19 protein-coding genes are annotated in these 21,078 nt (G+C 41.8%); 5 read left to right on the top strand and 14 right to left on the bottom strand.

From position 1 onward, the window contains the following. Positions 1–235 precede the first annotated feature (235 nt). On the bottom strand, positions 236–2,296 hold the full coding sequence (locus QR721_RS02960) for a catalase (RefSeq protein WP_348028990.1): 2,061 nt from the start codon (positions 2,294–2,296) through the stop codon (positions 236–238). A 248-nt stretch (positions 2,297–2,544) separates the two neighbouring features. On the opposite strand from QR721_RS02960, the gene QR721_RS02955 reads away from it, so the two are divergent. The 3 genes from QR721_RS02955 (at position 2,545) to QR721_RS02945 (ending at position 4,853) form a co-directional block, all read left to right on the top strand. After that, complete coding sequence (locus QR721_RS02955; RefSeq protein ID WP_348028989.1) at positions 2,545–3,375, top strand: glycerophosphodiester phosphodiesterase; 831 nt, start codon at positions 2,545–2,547, stop codon at positions 3,373–3,375. Positions 3,376–3,565: 190 nt separating this feature from the next. Beyond that, positions 3,566–4,066, top strand: a complete 501-nt coding sequence (locus QR721_RS02950) for a DUF2243 domain-containing protein (protein WP_348028988.1) — start codon at positions 3,566–3,568, stop codon at positions 4,064–4,066. Continuing rightward, positions 4,059–4,853 carry a cytochrome c oxidase assembly protein gene (locus QR721_RS02945; protein ID WP_348028987.1) on the top strand — a complete coding sequence of 265 codons (795 nt, stop codon included), beginning with the start codon at positions 4,059–4,061 and terminating at the stop codon, positions 4,851–4,853. The genes QR721_RS02950 and QR721_RS02945 overlap by 8 nt, the downstream gene beginning before the upstream one ends. Before the next feature lie 52 nt (positions 4,854–4,905). Here the strand turns inward: QR721_RS02945 and QR721_RS02940 are convergent, their stop codons facing one another. Next, the gene (locus QR721_RS02940) at positions 4,906–5,775 is read right to left on the bottom strand and encodes a fructosamine kinase family protein (protein ID WP_348028986.1); all 870 of its coding nucleotides are present in this window, start codon (positions 5,773–5,775) and stop codon (positions 4,906–4,908) included. 65 nt (positions 5,776–5,840) lie between these two features. Next, the gene (locus tag QR721_RS02935; RefSeq protein ID WP_348028985.1) at positions 5,841–6,227 is read right to left on the bottom strand and encodes a hypothetical protein; all 387 of its coding nucleotides are present in this window, start codon (positions 6,225–6,227) and stop codon (positions 5,841–5,843) included. Between the two features lie 189 nt (positions 6,228–6,416). Between QR721_RS02935 and QR721_RS02930 the strand changes: the two genes are divergently transcribed. Continuing rightward, positions 6,417–7,604 (top strand): multidrug effflux MFS transporter, encoded by a 1,188-nt coding sequence (locus tag QR721_RS02930; protein ID WP_348028984.1) that lies wholly within the window; start codon positions 6,417–6,419, stop codon positions 7,602–7,604. 158 nt (positions 7,605–7,762) lie between these two features. Here the strand turns inward: QR721_RS02930 and QR721_RS02925 are convergent, their stop codons facing one another. From QR721_RS02925 to copZ, 5 genes are all read right to left on the bottom strand, one after another. Next, positions 7,763–8,692 carry a glycosyl hydrolase family 18 protein gene (locus QR721_RS02925; protein WP_348028983.1) on the bottom strand — a complete coding sequence of 310 codons (930 nt, stop codon included), beginning with the start codon at positions 8,690–8,692 and terminating at the stop codon, positions 7,763–7,765. Positions 8,693–8,727: 35 nt separating this feature from the next. After that, complete coding sequence (locus QR721_RS02920; RefSeq protein WP_348028982.1) at positions 8,728–9,174, bottom strand: LysM peptidoglycan-binding domain-containing protein; 447 nt, start codon at positions 9,172–9,174, stop codon at positions 8,728–8,730. A gap of 132 nt (positions 9,175–9,306) precedes the next feature. Beyond that, on the bottom strand, positions 9,307–10,296 hold the full coding sequence (locus tag QR721_RS02915) for a DUF3231 family protein (RefSeq protein WP_348028981.1): 990 nt from the start codon (positions 10,294–10,296) through the stop codon (positions 9,307–9,309). Positions 10,297–10,485: 189 nt separating this feature from the next. After that, positions 10,486–12,903 carry a heavy metal translocating P-type ATPase gene (locus QR721_RS02910; protein WP_348028980.1) on the bottom strand — a complete coding sequence of 806 codons (2,418 nt, stop codon included), beginning with the start codon at positions 12,901–12,903 and terminating at the stop codon, positions 10,486–10,488. Between the two features lie 84 nt (positions 12,904–12,987). Next, positions 12,988–13,194, bottom strand: a complete 207-nt coding sequence (gene copZ / locus QR721_RS02905; protein ID WP_348028979.1) for a copper chaperone CopZ — start codon at positions 13,192–13,194, stop codon at positions 12,988–12,990. Positions 13,195–13,367: 173 nt separating this feature from the next. Here copZ and QR721_RS02900 point away from each other — a divergent pair, with 173 nt between their 5' ends. After that, positions 13,368–14,717: an MATE family efflux transporter gene (locus tag QR721_RS02900; RefSeq protein WP_348028978.1), complete on the top strand. Its 1,350-nt coding sequence runs from the start codon at positions 13,368–13,370 to the stop codon at positions 14,715–14,717. A gap of 60 nt (positions 14,718–14,777) precedes the next feature. Here the strand turns inward: QR721_RS02900 and QR721_RS02895 are convergent, their stop codons facing one another. From QR721_RS02895 to QR721_RS02870, 6 genes are all read right to left on the bottom strand, one after another. Further along, positions 14,778–16,274 (bottom strand): Ig-like domain-containing protein, encoded by a 1,497-nt coding sequence (locus QR721_RS02895; protein ID WP_348028977.1) that lies wholly within the window; start codon positions 16,272–16,274, stop codon positions 14,778–14,780. 178 nt (positions 16,275–16,452) lie between these two features. Continuing rightward, complete coding sequence (gene ilvD, locus QR721_RS02890) at positions 16,453–18,126, bottom strand: dihydroxy-acid dehydratase (RefSeq protein ID WP_348028976.1); 1,674 nt, start codon at positions 18,124–18,126, stop codon at positions 16,453–16,455. 134 nt (positions 18,127–18,260) lie between these two features. Further along, positions 18,261–18,935, bottom strand: a complete 675-nt coding sequence (locus QR721_RS02885; protein WP_348028975.1) for a FadR/GntR family transcriptional regulator — start codon at positions 18,933–18,935, stop codon at positions 18,261–18,263. 170 nt (positions 18,936–19,105) lie between these two features. Continuing rightward, positions 19,106–19,675, bottom strand: coding sequence for a DUF2812 domain-containing protein (locus tag QR721_RS02880; RefSeq protein WP_348028974.1), 570 nt, complete (start codon positions 19,673–19,675; stop codon positions 19,106–19,108). Then, positions 19,662–19,979: a PadR family transcriptional regulator gene (locus tag QR721_RS02875; RefSeq protein WP_348028973.1), complete on the bottom strand. Its 318-nt coding sequence runs from the start codon at positions 19,977–19,979 to the stop codon at positions 19,662–19,664. Before QR721_RS02875 ends, QR721_RS02880 begins: the two co-directional genes overlap by 14 nt. A gap of 191 nt (positions 19,980–20,170) precedes the next feature. Next, positions 20,171–21,043, bottom strand: a complete 873-nt coding sequence (locus tag QR721_RS02870) for an SH3 domain-containing protein (protein WP_348028972.1) — start codon at positions 21,041–21,043, stop codon at positions 20,171–20,173. Positions 21,044–21,078: the final 35 nt, after the last annotated feature.

Below are 21,078 nucleotides of genomic sequence, written 5' to 3'. Positions count from 1 at the left end.
CGAAACAAGCGTACTGAGACAGTGAGGCGCTTGCACCATAGTGGCTCAGTGCTTGCCCGCAGGAAAGCGAGCATTCTTTTCGCAGCGGCGGCTTACTCAAAATACTTTTAAGAATCTATACTCAAAATATGAATAACCCGAACTAAGGCAAATCTCTTTGCATTAGTTCGGGTTTTCTATAGACTGAAACACTTCTATCCCAGCCTCTGCTAAATATAAACACTGGATAATTCAGTTACGTCCGATCCCAGAATCGTTGCTGAGCAATCGCCGCTACTAAATCTTCGCCGAAGTTCGGATTGTCATCCGCAAAAACGACGCCAGCCATATTATTTTCTTTTGACATCTGAATTAAATTGCGTGCACCCGAAGCAATACCAATTGGTTTAAAGTGCTCGTATGCCACTCTGATGTATTTCTTTATTCCAGTCGTAAATCTTTCTTGATTTTTCACATGACCACCAACGACATAAAGGGAATCGACGAGGTATGGACTGGATGTAAGAAGTGTCTGATCCACTTTTAATTTCGCGCCATCAGAACCAGTGACAGCTTTAAGCGTATCACTTATGATTTCTACAAATACGCCATGCTTCTCGAACACATCCAATACACTAGCCACTTCATCGCAGTCAAAACCATCGCCAATTAGCACCCCTACTTTTAAAGTGGCTGCATAACGAGGTGTAGAAGTCTGGCTTAGTGAAGGATAGCTTATTGAAACATCCACATTCGTTCCCCTTGGACGCTCAACACCAATATTGTCAGCAACAATGCAAGCAAGCTCTTTGTCTACATTGACTAATATATCGACGTTTTGCTGACGGACGGATTCACTTCTCACCTTACCGAGCTGATAGCTGAAAGCTTCAATGGTGTGCTTTTTCTCAATCGGTGACAAGCTGTTCCAGAATATTCTCGGCTGTGAGTAAAAATCGTTGAACGATTCGCTTCTAGTACGAATGACGTGCCCTTCCACCTTTTTCGGATAATACTCATACCCGCCCTCTTCTGGAGGTGTTGTGTACGGTGTATTGCCTGCTAAAGAATTATTATGGTAATTCACTTGATCAACATCTATTCGATGCCTCATATAGCCTCTTCTCGTATTATTATGGAATGGACAAAGCGGACTGTTTATCGGCAATTGATCGTAGTTGGCACTGCCAAGTCGGTGCTGCTGAGTATCTCGATAAGCGAGCAACCTCCCCTGCAAAACTGGATCATTTGAAAAATCTATGCCTGGAACAACATTTGCAGGGTTAAATGCAACTTGTTCAGACTCCGTAAAGTAATTATCAATGTTCCGGTTCAAAGTCATTTTACCGATTATTTGAACTGGAACGAGTTCTTCCGGCCAGAACTTTGCTGGATCCAGTACGTCGAAATCGAATTTAAATTCATCTTCCATTGAAATAAGCTGAACGCCTAATTCATATTCTGGATAATAACCGAGATCGATCGCTTGTCTGAGATCTTTTCTGTGGAAATCCGGATCGATTCCACCGATTTTAAGGGCCTCATCCTGAAGAAGCGAGTGTACACCAAGGACAGGCTTCCAGACATATCTGAAGAAAGTCGCTACACCTTTATCATTAACGAACAAATACGTATTGATGGACCACGATTCCATCATTCGATAGCTTCTTAGAATACCACGATCGGACATAATCCACGTCACCATATGGAGTCCTTCAGGATTATTCGCGACATAATCCCAAAACGTATCATGGGCCCCGCTGGCAGTAGGAATATCGTCGTCCTGTTTGGATTGATATGCATGCATTGCATCTGGAAACTTCATCGCATCCTGATTAATCAGTACAGGCATTGCAATCGTAGTAAGATCTACGTTCCCCTCTTCTGTATATAACTTCACACCTTGGCATCGCAGATCTCTAGCAGTATCGTAGGATCCTTTAGGCCCCTGTACAGTAGAGAAACGAATCGTCAGCGGCGTCTTCTTCCCTGCTTCTTGCAGGAATCCAGCTTTGGTCACATGTTTCATCGACTTATAGCACTCAAACTCTCCGTGTGCACTATAACCTCTTGCATGAACGACTCTTTCCGGTATCTCTTCATGAGCGAAATGGGACATCTTCTCAAAAAATTCATAGTCTTGCCTAAGTGTAGGACCACGCACACCAGCTTTTAGTTGATCCTGGTCCTGAGATATTTTCTTTCCTTCATTAGTTGTCATAGGGTTCCCGGCATTCTGTATCCGGTATTGATCCAATTGTTCCTGTTTAGCATTTTCGCATGCCGGCCTTTGGTTTTTTGATGATTCTTTATCCATTAAATAAATCACCCATCCCAATATCCAAGATTTGTTCGCAATGCTATACCTATGTGAATCTCCCAGCTTTATAACAACTTACTTTATTGGCATTATGTATTGAGAAATATATACAGACAGAGATTTTTGTTTCAAACAGTCCTATGTTACATATTACATTTTTTTGCATATCCTTTAATGTATATGCATACTGCCTTCACAATCCTTCTCTATCATTAAAAATGAATCATAGACTAGGAGGAGATGGAATGTTCAAACGAACTGCTTCAGTTTTGCTCATGGCAATATTGCTTGCATCATTCTTCGTAACACCTGCATTTGCTCAGAAGATTCATGGAAAAGGCGGCAACAGCAAGACCATTAATATCGCACATAGAGGTGCATCAGGATACGCACCTGAAAACACGATAGCCGCTTTTCGCAAAGCTGTCCAAATGAGGGCCGACTATTTCGAAATTGATGTACAAATGACAAAGGATGGGAAACTCGTAGTCATACATGATACAACAGTTGATCGAACTACAAATGGAACTGGCAAAGTCGGCAATCTGAAATTTGACGAGATTCGCAGTCTGGATGCTGGCAGCTGGTTCGCTCCTGAGTATGCTGGAGAAAAGGTACCAACTTTCGGAGAGATACTAGATCAGTTCCGAGGCAGAACTGGTATTCTAATTGAGCTGAAATCACCTGAGCTTTATCCTGGTATTGAAGAAAAAGTCGCCAAGGAAATTAAAAAGAGAAATTTGCACCATAACCCACATCAGCGCATAATCGTTCAGTCTTTCAATCATGACTCTGTCCAAAAGTCCAAATCACTTCTGCCAAACGTTCCACACGGTGTCCTAGCAGGAATGAACTGGAAGAACGTAACAGACGTACAATTGCAGCAGTTCGCTACATACGCAGATTATTTCAATCCGAATCAGAATCTCCTTACATCTGAACTTGTTGACCGGATTCATTCGAAAAACATGAAGACTTGGCCTTATACTGCACGTACGCAAGAGCAGGTGGACAGGCTTCTCGGTCTTGGAGTAGATGGTATCATTACCGACTTCCCTGACTTATTGCAAAAATAAATTAAGATATCTTGAAGATAGCAGTAATGCCAGAACTCAATTATTCTGGCATTACTGCTATCTATATTTGGGATTACATGAGTCTATATGAGGTTGTAGAACAAATCCAACTGGAACAATGTGTTGTTTAACCCCTCCTCACTCCGGCTAATATAGATAAGGAAATAAACTGAATTGGAGGAAACCGCTCGTGACCCATACTCCAGAAAGCCGGAACAAGTTATCCAAACATCTATTCAAGCAAAAAAACCTCTGGTCTGGAATCTTGTTCGGCCTCGGTTTTGCCGCATTTGCAGATGAGGTTATCTTTCATCAGCTGCTTCATTGGCATAAGTTTTATGATCTTTCGAGTACTTCTGTTGGTCTCGTATCTGATGGGCTCTTCCATGCATTCAGCTGGTTCGCAACAGTTGGTTCTCTATATCTTGTTGCCGATCTTAGGCGCCGGCAAGGTTTATGGCCAAAAATGTGGTGGAGCGGCAAGTTGCTAGGAGCAGGCGGTTTTCAACTGTACGATGGATTGATCCAGCACAAACTTATGAGAATTCACCAAATACGCTATCACGTTAATATAATTTACTATGATTTAATTTGGAATATAATTGCGGTTATCCTGATTATTGTTGGAATCTATTTATATAAAAAGGCAACGCTTGACGCAAAAATTCTGGAGGCGTCAAATCATGTATAGCGAAACAAACTTACTCACAGTCGCTAACCTTTTCCTAGTCGCCACTATCTTCTTCACATTTATGTACGTGTCGGCTATTTTCCTCTCCAACAGGAAACCTCATTTGCAAAAATGGCCGCTTATGCGCTTACTATTCTGGCTTACTGGAGTTCTGTCCGCCTGCATTGCGCTTGCTGGGCCACTTGCAGAGGCAGGACATCATGATTTTCGATTTCATATGGGCGGACATTTGCTATTAGGCATGCTGGCACCACTGCTCATCGCTCTGTCAGCACCAATGACCCTTCTTTTACGTTCGCTGAGTACAAAAAACGCAAAACGATGCACCTATTTGCTTAAAAGCAGATTTGCGAGATTTTATGTGAACCCGGTCACCGCGTCTGTTCTTAACATTGGCGGTCTATGGCTCTTATATGCGACCCCATTGTTTAATTGGATGCATAGTTCACCAGTTCTGTTTTTTTTCGTTCATATTCATATATTTGCTGCCGGCTATTTGTTTACAATCTCTATCATATACATTGATCCAGTTTCTCACCGTCATAACTATACATATAGGACTGTCGTATTCATCGCTGCCCTCGCCGTTCACGGGATTCTATCAAAATACATCTACACCAATCCACCTGATGGGGTCCTTGCCTCTCAGGCTCAGTCCGGTGCCATGCTCATGTATTATGGAGGCGATCTTATAGACTTAGTGCTGATCATTCTCCTATTCCGAGACTGGTATCAGTCAGCAAAACCCCGACAGCAAGAAGAAGAAGCATGCCTCTCCACTGAATAGAAGAGGCATGCTTCTTTTTATACATTTTATTCATACTGTCTCTAATTTAACCTCAGCCAACATACCGGTCTAGAATTCGGTCAACAGAGCCACCGTATGTTTCACCAAACATGTTCAGATGAACGAGCAGATAATATAGCTGGTAGAGTGGCTCCAGATCATGATAAGTATCAGACAGCGGGAAAACTGATTGATAAGCTTCATAGAACTTGTCAGAAAAACCACCAAACAAATTCGTAAACGCCAGTTCGAATTCATTGTCACCATATAGTACAGATGGATCTATCAAGTGTGGTCTGCCCTCAGCTCCCACCATCCAATTGCCTCCCCACAGATCGCCATGCAACAGGCTGGCATGAGGTTTTTCCGGTACCCATTGATCCAGACATACGAGCAACTTCACTAGTTTTCGTTCTCTATCACCGGTTATAGTCTGACGCTCACGCCCGATTTCCAGCTGTCCGGCTAATCTGCAGTTACGATAATATTCAAGCCAGCTATCAGAAAGATGATTCTTCTGTTCCAGACGACCAATAAAACTTTTTTCATCAAAGCCGTATTTAGATTGTTTGTTCATATGCATTTGCGCAAGCTGCTCTCCCAATTGTGAGTCTGTTCCGAAAGCCTTCTTACCCTCAATCCATTCCAGCCAGAGCATCGGGGTGCCACTTTGAACATCGGTCTTCACGCCGTACACTTTTGGAACAGCAATCGAATCTGTTGCTTTAATTTTCTCTAGACCACGCTTTTCGAATTCAAAGAAATCAGGTGATACTTGGCGGTTCAGTTTTACGAAATATTCATGATTGCCAGTCCGGACATAAAAAGCTTCATTAATATCTCCGCCTGAAACAGACTTAAAAGATTGGATTGACTCATTAATACCTAGTTGATCGAGCCCGTTCTGAAGTAATTGTTTCATACTGATTCCTCTCTTTAGCGACTATATTTATGGTCCCGAATCTCTATTCTCTTCTTGAAATTAGACTATAAAAATATTATTACCAAACATAGGACAAGTGCAAAACCCGACAACGGGGTCATAACCTTTCTCTCTTTTTTACTTCTGGAAATAATATTTGCAATTGTATTCAAACCTAGAAAAATAGTGATTGCCCAAACAAGGATTCCCGTTGGAAGGAAGCCTAAACCGCTAATAACATCTTTATGCTGAAGAATAACGACTCCCATGCATAATAGGATTACAGCATTTATGACACTAACAAAACGAAGCTTCTTGGGCAAAACTTTATATTTGCCTCCCATTGCATACTCACCGAATGGAGACCCAAGTGAAAGCAGAATTTGAAAAACAGCTATGCTAACAAATATTATTGCTAGAAATATAGCTGATACATAAGCTGGATTTTCCATTTATACCCCCGGATATGTTTATCATTTTTTGAAGCAGTTCAATTATTTGAACGAACAAAACGCAGGATGCGCACTTCCTTCTTCTTATAGTATAGTAGACAAGTGCATTCTGAGCACAGCACTCATACATATACAGAAAGTAGTTGATATTTTTTGAAGGGACAGATTGAAAGCCAGCACTCACCTCTTATGTTTAATAAAACATGGATGGTACTCATTCTCGGCTCCCTGACAGCGTTCGGGCCGTTGTCCATGGACATGTATCTGCCTGCGTTGCCAACCGTGTCTGAAGATTTTCATACGACAGCCTCTCTAGCACAGCTTAGCATTACAGCTTGCCTCATCGGACTTGCCATCGGGCAGCTCATATTCGGCCCGTTGAGTGATATTGTCGGTAGAAAGCGTCCGCTCCTGCTTACTTTAATTACATATGCTATTGCTTCCATTCTTTGTGTTTTCAGCTCAAGTATTTGGACTTTCATCGTTTTGCGTTTTGTCCAAGGAGCAGCAGCTGCTGCCGGAATCGTTATCGCACGTGCCTCATCCAGAGATATGTATACAGGAAAAGAATTAACGAAATTCATCGCCCTGCTCGCCCTCGTGAACGGCGCAGCTCCAATTCTCGCCCCAATATTCGGAGGAGTCGTTTTGAAATGGGTATCCTGGCGCGCCATCTTTGGCATCCTATCAGCAATTGGGCTAATCATGCTGCTCGCTGTCACACTCCTTTTGCCGGAGACATTACCGCAGGAGAATAGGAAACAAGGCGGTCTGCTTGAGACAGTCAAAACATTCGGTGTCCTTCTGAAAGACAAAGTATTTATGGGTATCGCGCTTGCACAGGCATTTACGATGATGAGCATGTTTGCGTACATCGCCGGCTCCCCATTTGTCCTGCAAAATATTTACGGTGTCAGTCCGCAACAATTCTCAATCATTTTTGCTGTGAATGGTGCAGGCATAATTTTTGCAGCACAGCTTACCGGCAGATTATCTGACAGATTTGAAGAAGTCCAATTGATGAAATGGGGCGTTTCCATTTCGTTTGTGGGAAGTTTGCTGCTTATTACATCCGTATTGCTATCATTGCCATTATGGATGCTACTTGCGTCCCTATTCCTCATTGTATCAAGTGTCGGGATTGTAAACACAACTGCTTTCTCTCTTGGGATGCAGCGTCAAGGCCATGTTGCTGGAAGCGCCTCAGCCTTCCTTGGTATCCTTCCATTCGGCGGTGGAGGAATCGTGTCTCCTCTCGTTGGAATAGCCGGAGACCAGACTGCAACTCCTCTTGGTATTGTCATTCTTGGTTGTAGTACAATGGCGTTTTTACTTTATTGGACTTTGGTCAGCGGCCGGAGCTTAGCATCTCAATAAAAAGGGGCGTCATGTATCGGCAAAATTGCAGATACATGACGCCTTTTTGGTTTATTTTTTTATTGTATTGCATGTTTCATTGCCTTGTACATTTTCTCTGTAGATTTCATCCATTCAGCTAAAAAAGGATCACCCTCTATAGAAGGTGATCTCCGGTTCTACAATTTGTTTGTTTGGAAATTACTTCTCAATACAGCCCAATTCTGTGGGAATGGATATGTCAGATCCCAATAGCTGACTCCGCGCAATCTATACTCTTTGACAAGGTCATACTTCGCCTGGACACTGCGCGCATCTTCAAACCATACCTCTCTCTTCTGTCCTGTCTGATCCGTGTAAAAGAAGAATGGTGCTTCATAAGTCTCATTGTATTGGATTCCTACTTTGTAACGCTTAGCTAAGCGCACAGCCTCCTGCGGGCTGATTGTCCTTGCATACGTACCCGATTGCCAAGGAATCTTCCAGTCACGTCCGTACAACGAAACACCAATTACAATCTTATCCCTTGGAATCTGGGTCACTGCAAAATCAATTACTCGACGCATGCTGTTTACAGGAGAAATCGCCAATGGCTTGCCACCAGCCCAGCCCCATTCGTATGTCATGAGAATGACGAAATCAACAATCTCCCCTTGCGTTTTATAATCATGCGCTTCATAGAGCAATCCTTGTTGGTTAGCACGCACTTTAGGTGCCAAGGCTGTGGACACGAGATAACCTTCAGGACGAAAACGTTCAACAACACGGCGAAGGAACTCATTATAATTTTCCCGATCAGCTGGATACACGTACTCAAAGTCGAAGTTGACACCGCGGTATCCCTTTTCCTTAATGACTGCAAGCATATTCGTAATCATCTTATCTTGCAATTCTTTATTTCTCAAAAGTGTAGCAGCCAAATCAGAGTCAAACTTCCGGTTGCGGAAATTTGTGATGACGAGGAGCGGTGCAGCATTTTGAGCTATCGCTGCCTCCAGTACACCTTGATCGCGAAGACCTGTCAGCGAACCGTCTTCCCGGAAGTTGTAAGAAAACGGCAGTACATGTGTCAGGCTACTCCCCGTTTGGAAGACTCTGCGCCTCCCCAATTCCCCCAAGTTTGTGATAAAGCCTAATATATTCTTCACAAGGCGTCTTTATACGGGATTCTCAAAGTCTGGCCCGGTTGAAGCACACTATTTTCAGTAAGCTTGTTCTCCTGAAGAACTTGCCGTAAGGGGATACCAAATCTATTGGCAATCGATGATAAGTTTTCTCCAGATTGAACAGTGTAAGTAAAATAAGGAATAACAAGAAATTCCCCTACATAGATGCTCGCTGGATTTGCTATACTATTTGCGGCTTCGAGCTCCTGAACCGTCACGCCATGACGATCTGCAATTTTTAAAAGTGTATCACCTTGTTCAACGACATAATCTCTATTCGGCTCCGGTATTACAAGGGCCTCACCGACAACCAATATGTCAGGATCAGCCAACTCATTCGCCAAGATGATTTGAGATAAAGAAGCTTTGTACGTTTGAGCAATTTTTCTTAAAGTCTCCCCTTGTTTCACAACATGGATTCGCATTTTGATCTCCCTTCAGTTTCCGTCGGTATTAAGGATATGCATATATCCCTTATGTAGAAGAACTGGGAGCCCTGTTATTCGGTTTTTTTGTATAAAAAAACACTGGACTTTATTAAGCCCAGTGTTTTTCATTTAGAGATCCATTTTAGGCGGCTCCTCAAGCCATCCTTTTGACATCATAAGCTGGACCCCTTCTCGCTGATATTGGAAAATATCCTTGCCAAAAACCGCATTCTTAGCCTGCAGATCATTACGCATGCTAAAGCCAGTTCCGAATCCTGCCGCTCCCATTTGAAGACCAGTCAGAAGGTAGTTGCAGAATATCATTAATTTATCGGAGAAAGGAGCTTCAGTCGAACTTCCTAATGTACCGGCAGGCATTAAAGGTGATTGGATATTTTCATCAAAAAGCTTTTTGTTAATATCTTCAACTTGTTCCTTGGCAATCTTTCTTCCCTTTTCGAAGTACTTCTTCAAATCCTCATCTTTTGTAGTCTGAACGAAGCCTTCCATCAATTTCATTCCAATAACATTCGTTTCCATTCCATGATAGAGGTACCCATATTCAACAGTATTGATTGTTCTCTTGTCCCCTAAAATATCCGTCCCTTTTGCATAATCCTTATCCGTTATATAATCTGCGGACTTTGGCATATTCACATAATTGGGGCAGGATAAGAGATTTTTTCCAATCAAATAATCCGTGAAATAGCGATAATACGTTCCGGACATCCGAAATAGCTCCTCGTACAGCTCTATGACGTCTTTGCGGTAAGACATTGTCAGATGGAGAACGTACATGCCCACGCTTATCTCTTTCAAAACTCTGCTAAACATAACATTGAAGCCATGGTCCCATAGCTTTGGTGCTTTTAGATTTACATCCTTCTCTGTAAAGCCTATTGGAACACTCGCTCCTTCATTTTCAAACAAAGTCTTTATCTTGTTCACTTTTTGAAGGAGCTCATTATGCAAATCCGACATGAGACTTTCACTCTGTTGATCTTCAGCATGTTGGATGAAATACTCAAGCATTCTTAAGATGAGTGTTTTCTTATGGTATGTCAGCCAGAGTGCCCCTAGCTCGGTTGAACTCAGATCCGGTTTATTCTCATTTTCCATTAGGATATTTCCTCCTATGTAGTCTACTTGTTAGTAGTATGGATCCGATTTCCGAGCATATACATTAAGGCAGTAACTTCCATACAAAAAATACCGTCAGCGTATCTATTGTGATACGTTGACGGTATTATAATCATTAGCCCTTTTCTGCGCTGCTATAATAAGCAGTCGGTCTTTATTATCGTTGACTCACTGATTTAAGTTTACTCTTTGCAGTCTCAATGCATTGAGCACGACGGAAACTGAGCTGAATGCCATTGCAGCTCCCGCAAGCCAAGGTGCAAGGAACCCCAGTGCCGCAATTGGAATGCCCAGGCTATTATAGGCAAGTGCCCAGAACAGATTCTGTCGGATATTCGAGATTGTCTTCTTACTCATGAATATCGCATCCGGTATACTCATCAGATCACCGCGCATAAGCGTAATGTCTGCTGCTTCCATCGCCACATCTGTTCCTGTCCCGATTGCCATACCGATATCAGCAGTAGCAAGTGCTGGGGCATCATTGATGCCATCACCGACCATCGCGACTTTTCTGCCTTCTTGTTGCAGCTTCTTCACTTCCTCTGCCTTGCCCTCAGGCAATACTTCCGCGATGACTTTCTTAATCCCAACTTCCTCTGCAATCGCTCTCGCTGTCTGTGCGTTATCACCAGTAATCATGACAACTTCAAGTCCCATTTCATGAAGACGGCTAATCGCTTCCTTGGAAGTATCTTTAATTGTGTCAGCTACTGCTACAAGACCTGCATATGATCCATCAATCGCAGCTAGCATTGCTGTCTTCCCTTGCTTCTCCAAGTTTTCCATTGTCTCAGAAATCTCCTGAATTTCAATGCCATACTTGTTCATAAGCCTGCGCGTTCCAACGATTAACGCTTTCCCATCAACTTCTGCCATTATTCCGTGGCCCGGAATTGCTTCAAATGACTGAGGAGAAACAAGTTCAATTCCCCTGTCTCGAATTCCATCTACAATTGCTTCTGCAAGCGGGTGTTCAGAGTTTTTCTCAGCTGAACCGACAAGCATAAGGAATGTATTCTCATCCATACTTGAAGCCGGAATGACATCAGTCAAAGATGGCTTTCCATTTGTGACTGTACCTGTTTTATCAAGGATGACCGTATCAATCTGATGGGTTAGTTCGAGATGTTCTCCACCCTTGAAGAGAATTCCGTATTCCGCTGCACGTCCTGAACCTGCCATGATTGAAGTCGGAGTTGCAAGACCAAGCGCACATGGGCAAGCAATGACGAGGACAGCAATGAACTTCTCTAGTGCTGTCGCAAATTCTCCCGGACTTACCCAGAAGAACCAAATGAGAAATACAAGTATCGCGATACCGACAACAATCGGAACGAATATTCCTGAGATTACATCGGCCATACGCTGAATTGGCGCCTTAGAACCTTGTGCCTCTTCGACAACTTTAATGATTTGAGCAAGTGCTGTGTCTTTGCCGACATTCGTTGCTCTTACCTTAAGGAAGCCATTCTTGTTGATTGTTGAACCAATTACACAATCTCCGACTGTTTTATCAACCGGAATGCTTTCTCCGGTAAGCATTGATTCATCGAGTGCCGACTGGCCTTCTACAATCTCACCATCAACCGGAATCTTTTCCCCAGGTTTGACAAAGACAAGGTCATCTCTTTGTACTTCTTCAATTGGGATAATCATTTCCTTGCCTTCTCGAACAACCGTAGCTGTCTTCGCCTGCAATCCCATTAGCTTCTTAATCGCCTCTGAGGAACGGCCTTTCGCTTTCGCTTCAAATAGTTTCCCTAGAATAATGAGCGTAATTAAAACAGCACTCGTTTCAAAGTAAAGTTCGACCATACCTGTGTTTGAACCAATGGAGCGTATGCTCAAATACAAACTATAGAAATAAGCGGCTGATGTACCGAGCGCAACGAGGACATCCATATTCGCACTTTTATTCCGAAGTGCTTTATAAGCTCCAACGTAGAATTGTCTACCAATGATGAATTGAACCGGTGTCGCGAGCGCTAGCTGTACCCAAGGGTTCATCAATATATCAGGTAGCCAGATAAACGACGTAAATTCAAAATGGCTGACCATCGCCCATAACAAAGGGAGGGACAAAATTGCTGAAAAAATAAATTTGCTAGTCTGTTTGTGAATTTCTTTCTGCCTGTAATCTGTCTGGTCTCCGGTCTCTTCTCGTTTCTGTTCTAAAGCATAGCCAAGCTTCTTGACGGCTTCTTTCATATCCTGAGCAGATACCTGTCCAGGGTTATATTTCACAAGTACTGATTCGAGGGCAAAGTTCACTGTCGCCTCGGCAACACCGTCCATATTATTAAGCCGCTTCTCGATTCTATTAGCACATGCCGCACATGACATACCGGTAATTAGAAATTCCGCCTGATCCATGACAACATCATATCCGAGGGAACGGATTTTGTCGCTTAGCTTCGTTTCATCTGTTGTATCCGCATCATATTTAATATTTGCTTTCTCAAGAGCAAGGTTCACACTTGCTTCTTCTACACCTTCAGACTTTTGCAAACCTTTTTCAATTCTTGTTGCACAAGCAGCACAAGTCATCCCTGTTATTTGCAAAGACGTCTCTTTCTGATTCATGTTGTCACTCCTTTCCATATACACCGAGCAGGTATAAAACAAACCGTGCAGTACTAGACTCACGGCTTGTTTTTTATATCGGCCTTACACAACTTCGTAACCTTGTTCTTCAATTACATCAGTGATTTCCTTAACACTTGTCTTATTCTCATCAAATACTACATCGACTTTACCTTGTTCAAGAACTACAGTCACGTTGTCTACTCCGGTCACTTCACCAACACTATTTTCTATAGAATTCACACAATGTCCGCACGACATCCCTTGTACATTAAGTGTAATCTGCTGCATAAGAAATCTCCTCCTAATAATTTGCTTCATAAGTTCATAATACAATACCCCCGTTAGGTAGTCAACAAAACATGCTTATTAGTTTCTTTGTCCTCCAGATAATCCACTCCTCAATGGTATAATAACTGCAAATCTGAAAGTCAACTGACTGAAAAAAGTCTGGAGGGAGTGCATTGCCAAAGGAGCAATACGATTTTACAAAGGGAAATGTATTAAGACAGCTTGTCTTGTTCTCAGGCCCCATCATTCTCGCCAATCTCCTGCAGAGCTCTTATCAGATCATTGATAGTCTGTGGGTCGGCAATTTGCTTGGAGCATCAGGCCTTGGCGCAGTCTCAATCTCAAGCACAATTGTTTTTACGATGCTTGCTTTTGTTATTGGCCTTAATAATGCCGCACTTACCATTCTGTCACAGCAGAAAGGCTTGAAGAATGACACCGGAATGAGAAATTACCTGAATGCTTTCGTCGTTATTTTAACAGCGATGTCTCTTATTTTCGGTATATTCGGCTTCGTGTTGGCTGAGCCACTGCTCCGTTTACTAAATACGCCAGAGAACATCCTGCCAATTGCACGTGACTACCTTCGTATCAATTTCCTTGGAGTTCTCTTTCTGTTCGGTTATAACTTTATCAGCACCGTTTTACGGGCAATGGGTGATAGTAAAAACCCTCTAAAATTCGTTGCCCTTGCTGTAGTACTGAACATTGTACTTGATCCGTTATTCATCTCCGTATTTGACCTTGGTGTGAGCGGAGCGGCCTATGCGACCATCCTTTCTCAAGTAGTAGCACTCGCATATGGGGCGTACTTCGTTTTATCCAACAAACTTGCGCCTTTTGAACCTCCTCATATGCCAAAATGGGAAGAGGTTAAGCTAATTCTCAACCTTGGTATCCCATCAGGTCTACAAATGGCAGTCATCTCAGCAGGTCTCGCTGCCATCACAGGCGTTGTAGCGAAATTCGGTTCACAGATTATCGGAGGTTATGGAGCAGCACAGAGACTTGATAGCGTCATTATGCTTCCTGCCCAATCGCTTGGTATATCTGTTAACAGCATGGCAGGACAAAATATCAGCAAGAATAATTGGAGTCGTGTACGCGAAATTATGAAGTATGGCCTGCTGTACAACTTTATCGTAATGTGCACGATAGGCGTTCTCATCTTTGTTTTCGGAAAATATCTCGTCATGCTCTTTATCCAAGATCAAACCGCTGTTCACTTTGCCACTAGTTACTTGCAGATTATGGCCTTCTGCTTCCCATTCCTTGGAGTGAATTTTGTTCTGAATGGGATCATGCGGGCAGCTGGAGCAATGTATCAGGTACTTATTTTGAATATCATATCCTTCTGGATTCTTAGATATCCATTCGCTTACCTGTTTGCAGAGCTGTATCAGGAAAGAGGAATTCCGATTGGCATTGGTGCAAGCTTTATTATGACGAGTCTAGTAGCAATCGGATATTACCGCTTCGGTGGATGGCGCAAGAAAAAGCTTTTTAAAAGCAGAGAAACATAACGTTAAAGTTAAGCAAAAACCCCCTCAGTACTCATAAACTATGAGACCGAGGGGGTTTTATTATTTTAATTCATTTACATTCCACACTACGAGATAATCAGAATCATTATTCTGATAGTATGCTGCAATTTTGCTCCCATCCTTGCTGAATTTTAAACTATGAATACCGTTAAACCATATATGTGCATCTTCAGTACGCCAATAGTTTTTATGCAGGAATGGCGGTGTTAATTTATAGTGCAACGAATAGTCATCTGTTTTATAAACATAAATGGATCCGCTGCTGCCACCGACTGCAAAATACTTACCATTTGGGCTGTACGTCATCTCTCCAATTTCCTTATCCGAAGCTTCCAGAGGGATTTGACGTTCCGTACGCTGCGTATCCTTGTCAATAATTCTGATATTCGCTGGGTTGTTCATCCAACTCCTGCCGGCTAAGGCTATTTTCTTGCCATCCTGACTCATCTCAAAACTTCTGGAGAATCCAGCATTCGTAATCGCTTGTTCTTTTTCACCAGTATGGGCATCAAATAAAATTAAATCACCAGCATCAAATGCCATAAAAGTTTTCTTGTCTGGCGATATGTTCATAGACAATTCATACGGTTCAATGTCTGCGGCAGTGTATACATGCCATCTTTCAGCATCTTCCGTTTTCGGATTCATACTGTATATGCCCCATCCATTGGTATAGATGATATTATTTTCAGCATTAAGATGAAACGGTTTGTAACCCTCTCCCATGGTACTATTAAATGAAGTATTTTCAATTGATTTAATTTCCTTAAACTCATTATTGTAAAATGAAAGTTTTCCTGTATTGGCTACAGCTAGACCTTCTGAATAGAATTCTGCTGCTGCATCTCCAAAATCAGCCAAAGTATTCCCTGTTTTCGTATCTAGCACCTTTCCTCCAAAAGCGAGTAAGCTATCATCCTGAGACCAACTTAGACCCTTATATCCGTACTTTTTAGGAACTTGCTGTGCCCATAGTACCTTTCCCTTTCTAACCTTAATGGGGAAGTCTTTTTTGAAAAGGAAGGCCTTGATTGTCAGCGTTGTCTTCCCTTCCTTCAAAGCTGTAATATAGCCATTCTGATCCACCTTAGCTAACTTGGGATTAGCAATCGAATAAGAAACAGCCTGTTTATTGAATTTAGATGGAACCGTATTGATAACTGCATTCGCTGCATTCGGAGAGTTAAAATACACAGTATTGTTTGGTAAAGAAATGCTAATATCTCTCACTTTATTAACGACTTTAACAGTCACAGTTGATTTTTTCTTGCCCGCTTTAGCACTGATTTTCACAGTACCAAGACCAACGGCTTTTATATTTCCTTTGGAATCTACTGTTGCAACAGTAGTTTTACTGGAGGTATATGTGACCTTCGTTTTTCCGGCCCCTGTCACCTTTATTTTTTGTTTAGCAGACCACTCCATCGTCTTTTTCGGTACTGAGATTTGGAACTTACTCGCAGCCAACCCAGAGAGAGGCTGTATTAGTATCAAACCTATTAAAAATACAATTGAAATCAGAAGCTTTTTCTTCATCCGGTTCTCCTCACTTAATTTTTCCATATTTGTTAGGTATATTATATAAAGATAAAGCAGAGTCGTATAGTTGTTTTTCTATTTAAATGAAGCAGCACTGTTTTGGTGGGCACTACAAGCCCTGAACATAAAAACACTCTTGCACATGACTGTGCAAGAGTGTTTTTATTTCAGAGATTTATATGCTCATTACGCCGCCTTTTGATGCGTTCGTTACAAGCTTGGAATAACGGCCAAGCCAGCCATGCTTGATCTTCGGCTCAAATGGTTTCAAAGACTTTCTGCGTTCTTCAAGAATTTCCTCTGATACTTTCAGATTCATTGTACGGTTAGGAAGATCGATTACGATTGTATCTCCATTTTCAACTAGCGCAATTGGTCCACCCTCCGCAGCCTCTGGAGAAATGTGCCCGATTGAGATACCGCGTGAAGCTCCGGAGAAACGTCCATCAGTCAGTAGTGCTACTGAACTGCCGAGACCACGACCCATGATTGCTGAAGTAGGTGCCAGCATTTCAGGCATTCCCGGCCCGCCTTTAGGACCTTCATAACGGATGACAACGACATGACCTTCTTTAACTGCGCCATTATCAATTGCTTCCTGTGCTTCTTCCTGAGAATCAAAGACAATCGCTTCACCTTCAAATACTTTAATCGCAGGGTCTACAGCGCCAACTTTGATAACCGCTCCCTCAGGAGCAATATTTCCGTACAAAATAGACAAGCCGCCAACAGGACTGTATGGATTATCTTTCGTGCGAATTACTTGTTCATTCGTGATTTCATAGTCGCTGACAAGTTCACCCATCGTCTTTTCCGTAATAGTCAGACGATCTGGATGGATGGCACCAGGGATCTTCGTAAGCTCATTGATAATTGAACTAACCCCTCCGGCTTTATTGATATCGTCCATTGAGTAATCAGATGCTGGCATGATTTTCGCAAGATATGGGACACGCTCAGCAATTTTATTAATTTCTTCCAAGTTGTATTCGATCCCTGCTTCTCTCGCAATTGCCAAAGTATGAAGAACTGTATTCGTAGATCCACCCATTGCCATATCAAGTGCAAATGCATCATCAATAGCTTCTTTTGTAATGATATCACGAGGCTTCACATCTTCTTCAACCATTCTGATCAGATGTTTCGCAGCTTCATAGATTAAATCTTTTCGCTTTTCACTCGTAGCAACAATTGATCCGTTACCTGGAAGCGCCATACCGAGCATTTCCATCAAACAGTTCATGGAGTTCGCTGTGAACATTCCTGAACAAGAGCCACAAGTCGGGCAAGCATTATGTTCAATCTCTTTGAACTCTTCTTCAGACATCTTACCTGCTTTAAAGGCGCCAACACCTTCAAAAACAGATGTTAAAGAAAGCTGCTTTCCGGTTGAACTAATCCCTGCTTCCATCGGACCACCAGAAACGAAAACAGATGGCACATTCGTACGCGCTGCTGCCATCAGCATGCCCGGTGTAATTTTGTCACAGTTTGGGATATAAAATACGCCGTCGAACCAGTGTGCATTGATAACTGTTTCCGCACTATCAGCAATCAGTTCACGGCTTGGCAATGAGTAGCGCATGCCGATATGGCCCATAGCAATTCCATCATCAACACCAATTGTATTAAATTCAAACGGGATTCCGCCCGCTTCAATAATCGCTTCTTTTACCACCTGTGCGAATTCACGCAAATGAACGTGACCAGGAATAATATCAATATATGAGTTACATACACCGATGAACGGCTTTCCAAGATCCTTAGCTTTTACTTTACCCGTAGCGTACAAAAGACTGCGGTGAGGCGCACGCTCCACGCCGATTTTGATCATGTCACTTCTTCTCATCTGCATTCACACCTTCAAAATTTTCGATTTATTTTAAGTATTTTATATTGTATGTTGTCTGCTGTCAATAGGGTTGTATGATATGACGACAAAAAAAGACATTCTAGCCAATGCCAAAATGTCTTTTCATCTCCCTATTCAATTCCTAACTCAGCCATCGCATGCAAAATATGAATCTTCATCGCGCTCCTTGCACCTTCGGCATTGCGCAGTTTCATGAATTCCATAATCATATTATGGTCATTAATTGTGTCTTTGATTGCCAGCTCTTTCTTTTTGGAAAGGATGACGCCCTTATCAATTGCCTCATAAATGACAGGCATAAGCTTCTCCATGAACTCATTGTGAGCTGCTTTTACAATAGAGTTATGGAACTTCTGCTCAACTTCTGTCCTGTCCTCATTATTAAGTATCTTCTGCTCTATTTGCTTTCCATACTCTATTATACGCCCAAGTTCCTCTTCATTCGCCCGAAGTGTCGCATAATAGGCTGCTTCCGGTTCAAAAATGAGACGCATTTCATACAAGTCCCTTGCATTGATTTTCACATCAGCAAAAGTAGCCAAGGACTCGATGTTATTCACTTCAAACTCTTCTTTAACATATGTACCTTTTCCACGCCGGATTTCCAAGATGCCATGAGTAACAAGTATTCGGATAGCCTCACGAAGTGTCGTCCTGCTGATGCTCAGTTCTTCAGAGAACTCATTTTCATTCGGCAGCTTGTCACCTGGGAAAAACCTTTTTTCTATGGAGATCATGGTCATGATATTATCAGCTACACGGTCAGACAGCCTTTTTCGCACCATAAACGTCCCGCCCTGTTTTTTAACTCACAGTATAGCATAGTTGTCTGCCCTCTTAGGGGAAAGTTTACATATAATTTGCTCTACTTATCGTTCCCTGCCTAAAAACTGAAAAAAGTTTATGCCAGATACACAAAACAATTTAACATTGTCCCTGTGCCTGGCACGTCATGTTATTCTTCCTTTAATAACGAATACTTTTGATATGTTTTATAGTAACTGCAGCCGAATAATATAGCCATAATGGGTGGGAACAACCTTATTAGAGCAAACGGTGTCTCAAATATAAATGCCTTCCAGAATAAAGAACCTTTCATGCTCCACAATCCTTGTGTCATATACAACCCCGAATCCCTGAAAGTTGAATATGATAACATCAAGAATAACAGCAACAGTGCAAATGAATAATTCATTAGCCTTTTATAATAACAGCGCTTGGACTCTCGATCGGAGAAGATTTCATTTTGGCCATCATCTTCTTTTTGCCAATATCGTATTCCACTCATCCAGGGTCCTTTAATACAGCTCCAGCCAAAATCTTCATAAATCTCTTTATATTCCTCAAACTTTTCCTTTGACAAATGATCCCGATAATCAAGCCGGATCACGTAATTCTTAAGTGTTTTCTCGAAAGTATATACTCCCCAACCACTAACTTTAGTGCAGTAATATCCTTTGTGCAGTTGCTCGTTCAGCCATTGCTCTTCTTTTTCAATGTCAAAGAATATTCTAAACTTCTTCATCTGATTCACTTCCTTCATACAAGGATAGAATGCGCAAAAGCCTTTCCTGTTCCATTTTTAAGATGGTGCTTCCTTCAGAAGTAATCACATATGCTTTTCTCCTGCCTGAATTCCCTGCAGGTTCAATCCAGCCATGTTTTTTCAAGTTTTCGATTGCGCCGTATAATGTACCAGCCGCTAAAATAACAGTTCCCTTACTCATACTTTCTATTTTTTGCATTACAGCGTAACCGTGAAGCGGCTCACGCAAAGCCAGTAATATATAATGCATCGTTTCAGATAGTGGCAATAATTTATGTTTCATCTTTACACCTCATATTCAGTTCAACTATACAGTTTAACTTAATAACAACTTATTACAGTCCAACTGAATAGTCAATACCAAAGGCAGGAATTCACAGAAATTTATAGGATTTCTACATTGCGCTCTGCTCTCTTAGCAATAAAATAGGGCCCCATGACAGTACCTTGCCTGTCATGGGGCCCTAACAAAAATTATTTATATACAGAAGATGGAATCTTAATTGCAGGATTCCCGTACGCATAAGCTGTCAGTTCATAGATCTGAAAAACTAGATAAATGCCACCATCTGTGTAGTAGAATTGCGTACTATTATTAATTTTAATATCGCTCAGTTTTAAGTCCGGGAAAAATTTATCAGGATGTCTTTTCGTATAATTATATACATACTTACGTACTTTGGACCGTTTTGTTTTCGTGTTTAGTATGTCGTTTAATTTAACTCGTTTCCCGTTGGAAAGGTTGTAGTTATATGAAGTTACACTGTTGTAACCATGAGCACCACCCATGTACACATAATCGTTGAACAAAACGCTCAGTTTTTTCTTTTTGTTATATTTCGTTTTATACGATAAATCATAGTCGTAGTAACACCAAGACTCATTCATGCACCAATCATCATATTGCTCTTGGTCCATTACTTCTACATACTGTCCATATGATCTTTTAGCATGCCCAAGCAGGCTGCTATTAATCTTTTGCTCCACACTCTTATTCTTCATCGTGATCTGAGGATATTTTAAGAAGTTTAGTTTGTTGTATTTCTTGCTGGAAACTTTGACCGCCGGCTTACTGAAATCAAGGTATTGCGTAGACACATATGCTTTTTTCTTTTTAAAACGAATTTCCGACCAACCTGAAGTCGTCTTTGCGTAGACAGTAACCTTCTCACCCTTTTTCAACGTACCAAGTTTCTTCGAATTGGCTGATGTTTTTTCTCTTACGTTCAAGATGTCTACTGTTACTTTTGCTGATTCTGTCTTGGCTTCAGCTGCTGCTATTGGAACAGCTGGTAACAAAATAAGCAACGCAAGTAGAACAGCTATACCCCTGACTAAGCTTTTCATAATTATACCCCTTTATATTTTTAATAAGGAATATT

It is taken from the genome of Aciduricibacillus chroicocephali, assembly GCF_030762805.1.
GTDB classification, from domain to species: domain Bacteria; phylum Bacillota; class Bacilli; order Bacillales; family Amphibacillaceae; genus Aciduricibacillus; species Aciduricibacillus chroicocephali.
The sequence above is the reverse complement of the archived record's forward strand: the minus strand, read 5'-3'. Positions and strand labels throughout refer to the sequence as shown.

Coding starts and splice junctions, on each gene's coding strand:
- QR721_RS02960 (WP_348028990.1), bottom strand. CDS start 2,296: ATGGATAAAGAATCATCAAAAAACCAAAGGCCGGCATGCGAAAATGCT.
- QR721_RS02955 (WP_348028989.1), top strand. CDS start 2,545: ATGTTCAAACGAACTGCTTCAGTTTTGCTCATGGCAATATTGCTTGCA.
- QR721_RS02945 (WP_348028987.1), top strand. CDS start 4,059: ATGTATAGCGAAACAAACTTACTCACAGTCGCTAACCTTTTCCTAGTC.
- QR721_RS02940 (WP_348028986.1), bottom strand. CDS start 5,775: ATGAAACAATTACTTCAGAACGGGCTCGATCAACTAGGTATTAATGAG.
- QR721_RS02935 (WP_348028985.1), bottom strand. CDS start 6,227: ATGGAAAATCCAGCTTATGTATCAGCTATATTTCTAGCAATAATATTT.
- QR721_RS02930 (WP_348028984.1), top strand. CDS start 6,417: ATGTTTAATAAAACATGGATGGTACTCATTCTCGGCTCCCTGACAGCG.
- QR721_RS02920 (WP_348028982.1), bottom strand. CDS start 9,174: ATGCGAATCCATGTTGTGAAACAAGGGGAGACTTTAAGAAAAATTGCT.
- QR721_RS02915 (WP_348028981.1), bottom strand. CDS start 10,296: ATGGAAAATGAGAATAAACCGGATCTGAGTTCAACCGAGCTAGGGGCA.
- QR721_RS02910 (WP_348028980.1), bottom strand. CDS start 12,903: ATGAATCAGAAAGAGACGTCTTTGCAAATAACAGGGATGACTTGTGCT.
- copZ (WP_348028979.1), bottom strand. CDS start 13,194: ATGCAGCAGATTACACTTAATGTACAAGGGATGTCGTGCGGACATTGT.
- QR721_RS02895 (WP_348028977.1), bottom strand. CDS start 16,274: ATGAAGAAAAAGCTTCTGATTTCAATTGTATTTTTAATAGGTTTGATA.
- ilvD (WP_348028976.1), bottom strand. CDS start 18,126: ATGAGAAGAAGTGACATGATCAAAATCGGCGTGGAGCGTGCGCCTCAC.
- QR721_RS02885 (WP_348028975.1), bottom strand. CDS start 18,935: ATGGTGCGAAAAAGGCTGTCTGACCGTGTAGCTGATAATATCATGACC.
- QR721_RS02880 (WP_348028974.1), bottom strand. CDS start 19,675: ATGAAGAAGTTTAGAATATTCTTTGACATTGAAAAAGAAGAGCAATGG.
- QR721_RS02875 (WP_348028973.1), bottom strand. CDS start 19,979: ATGAAACATAAATTATTGCCACTATCTGAAACGATGCATTATATATTA.
- QR721_RS02870 (WP_348028972.1), bottom strand. CDS start 21,043: ATGAAAAGCTTAGTCAGGGGTATAGCTGTTCTACTTGCGTTGCTTATT.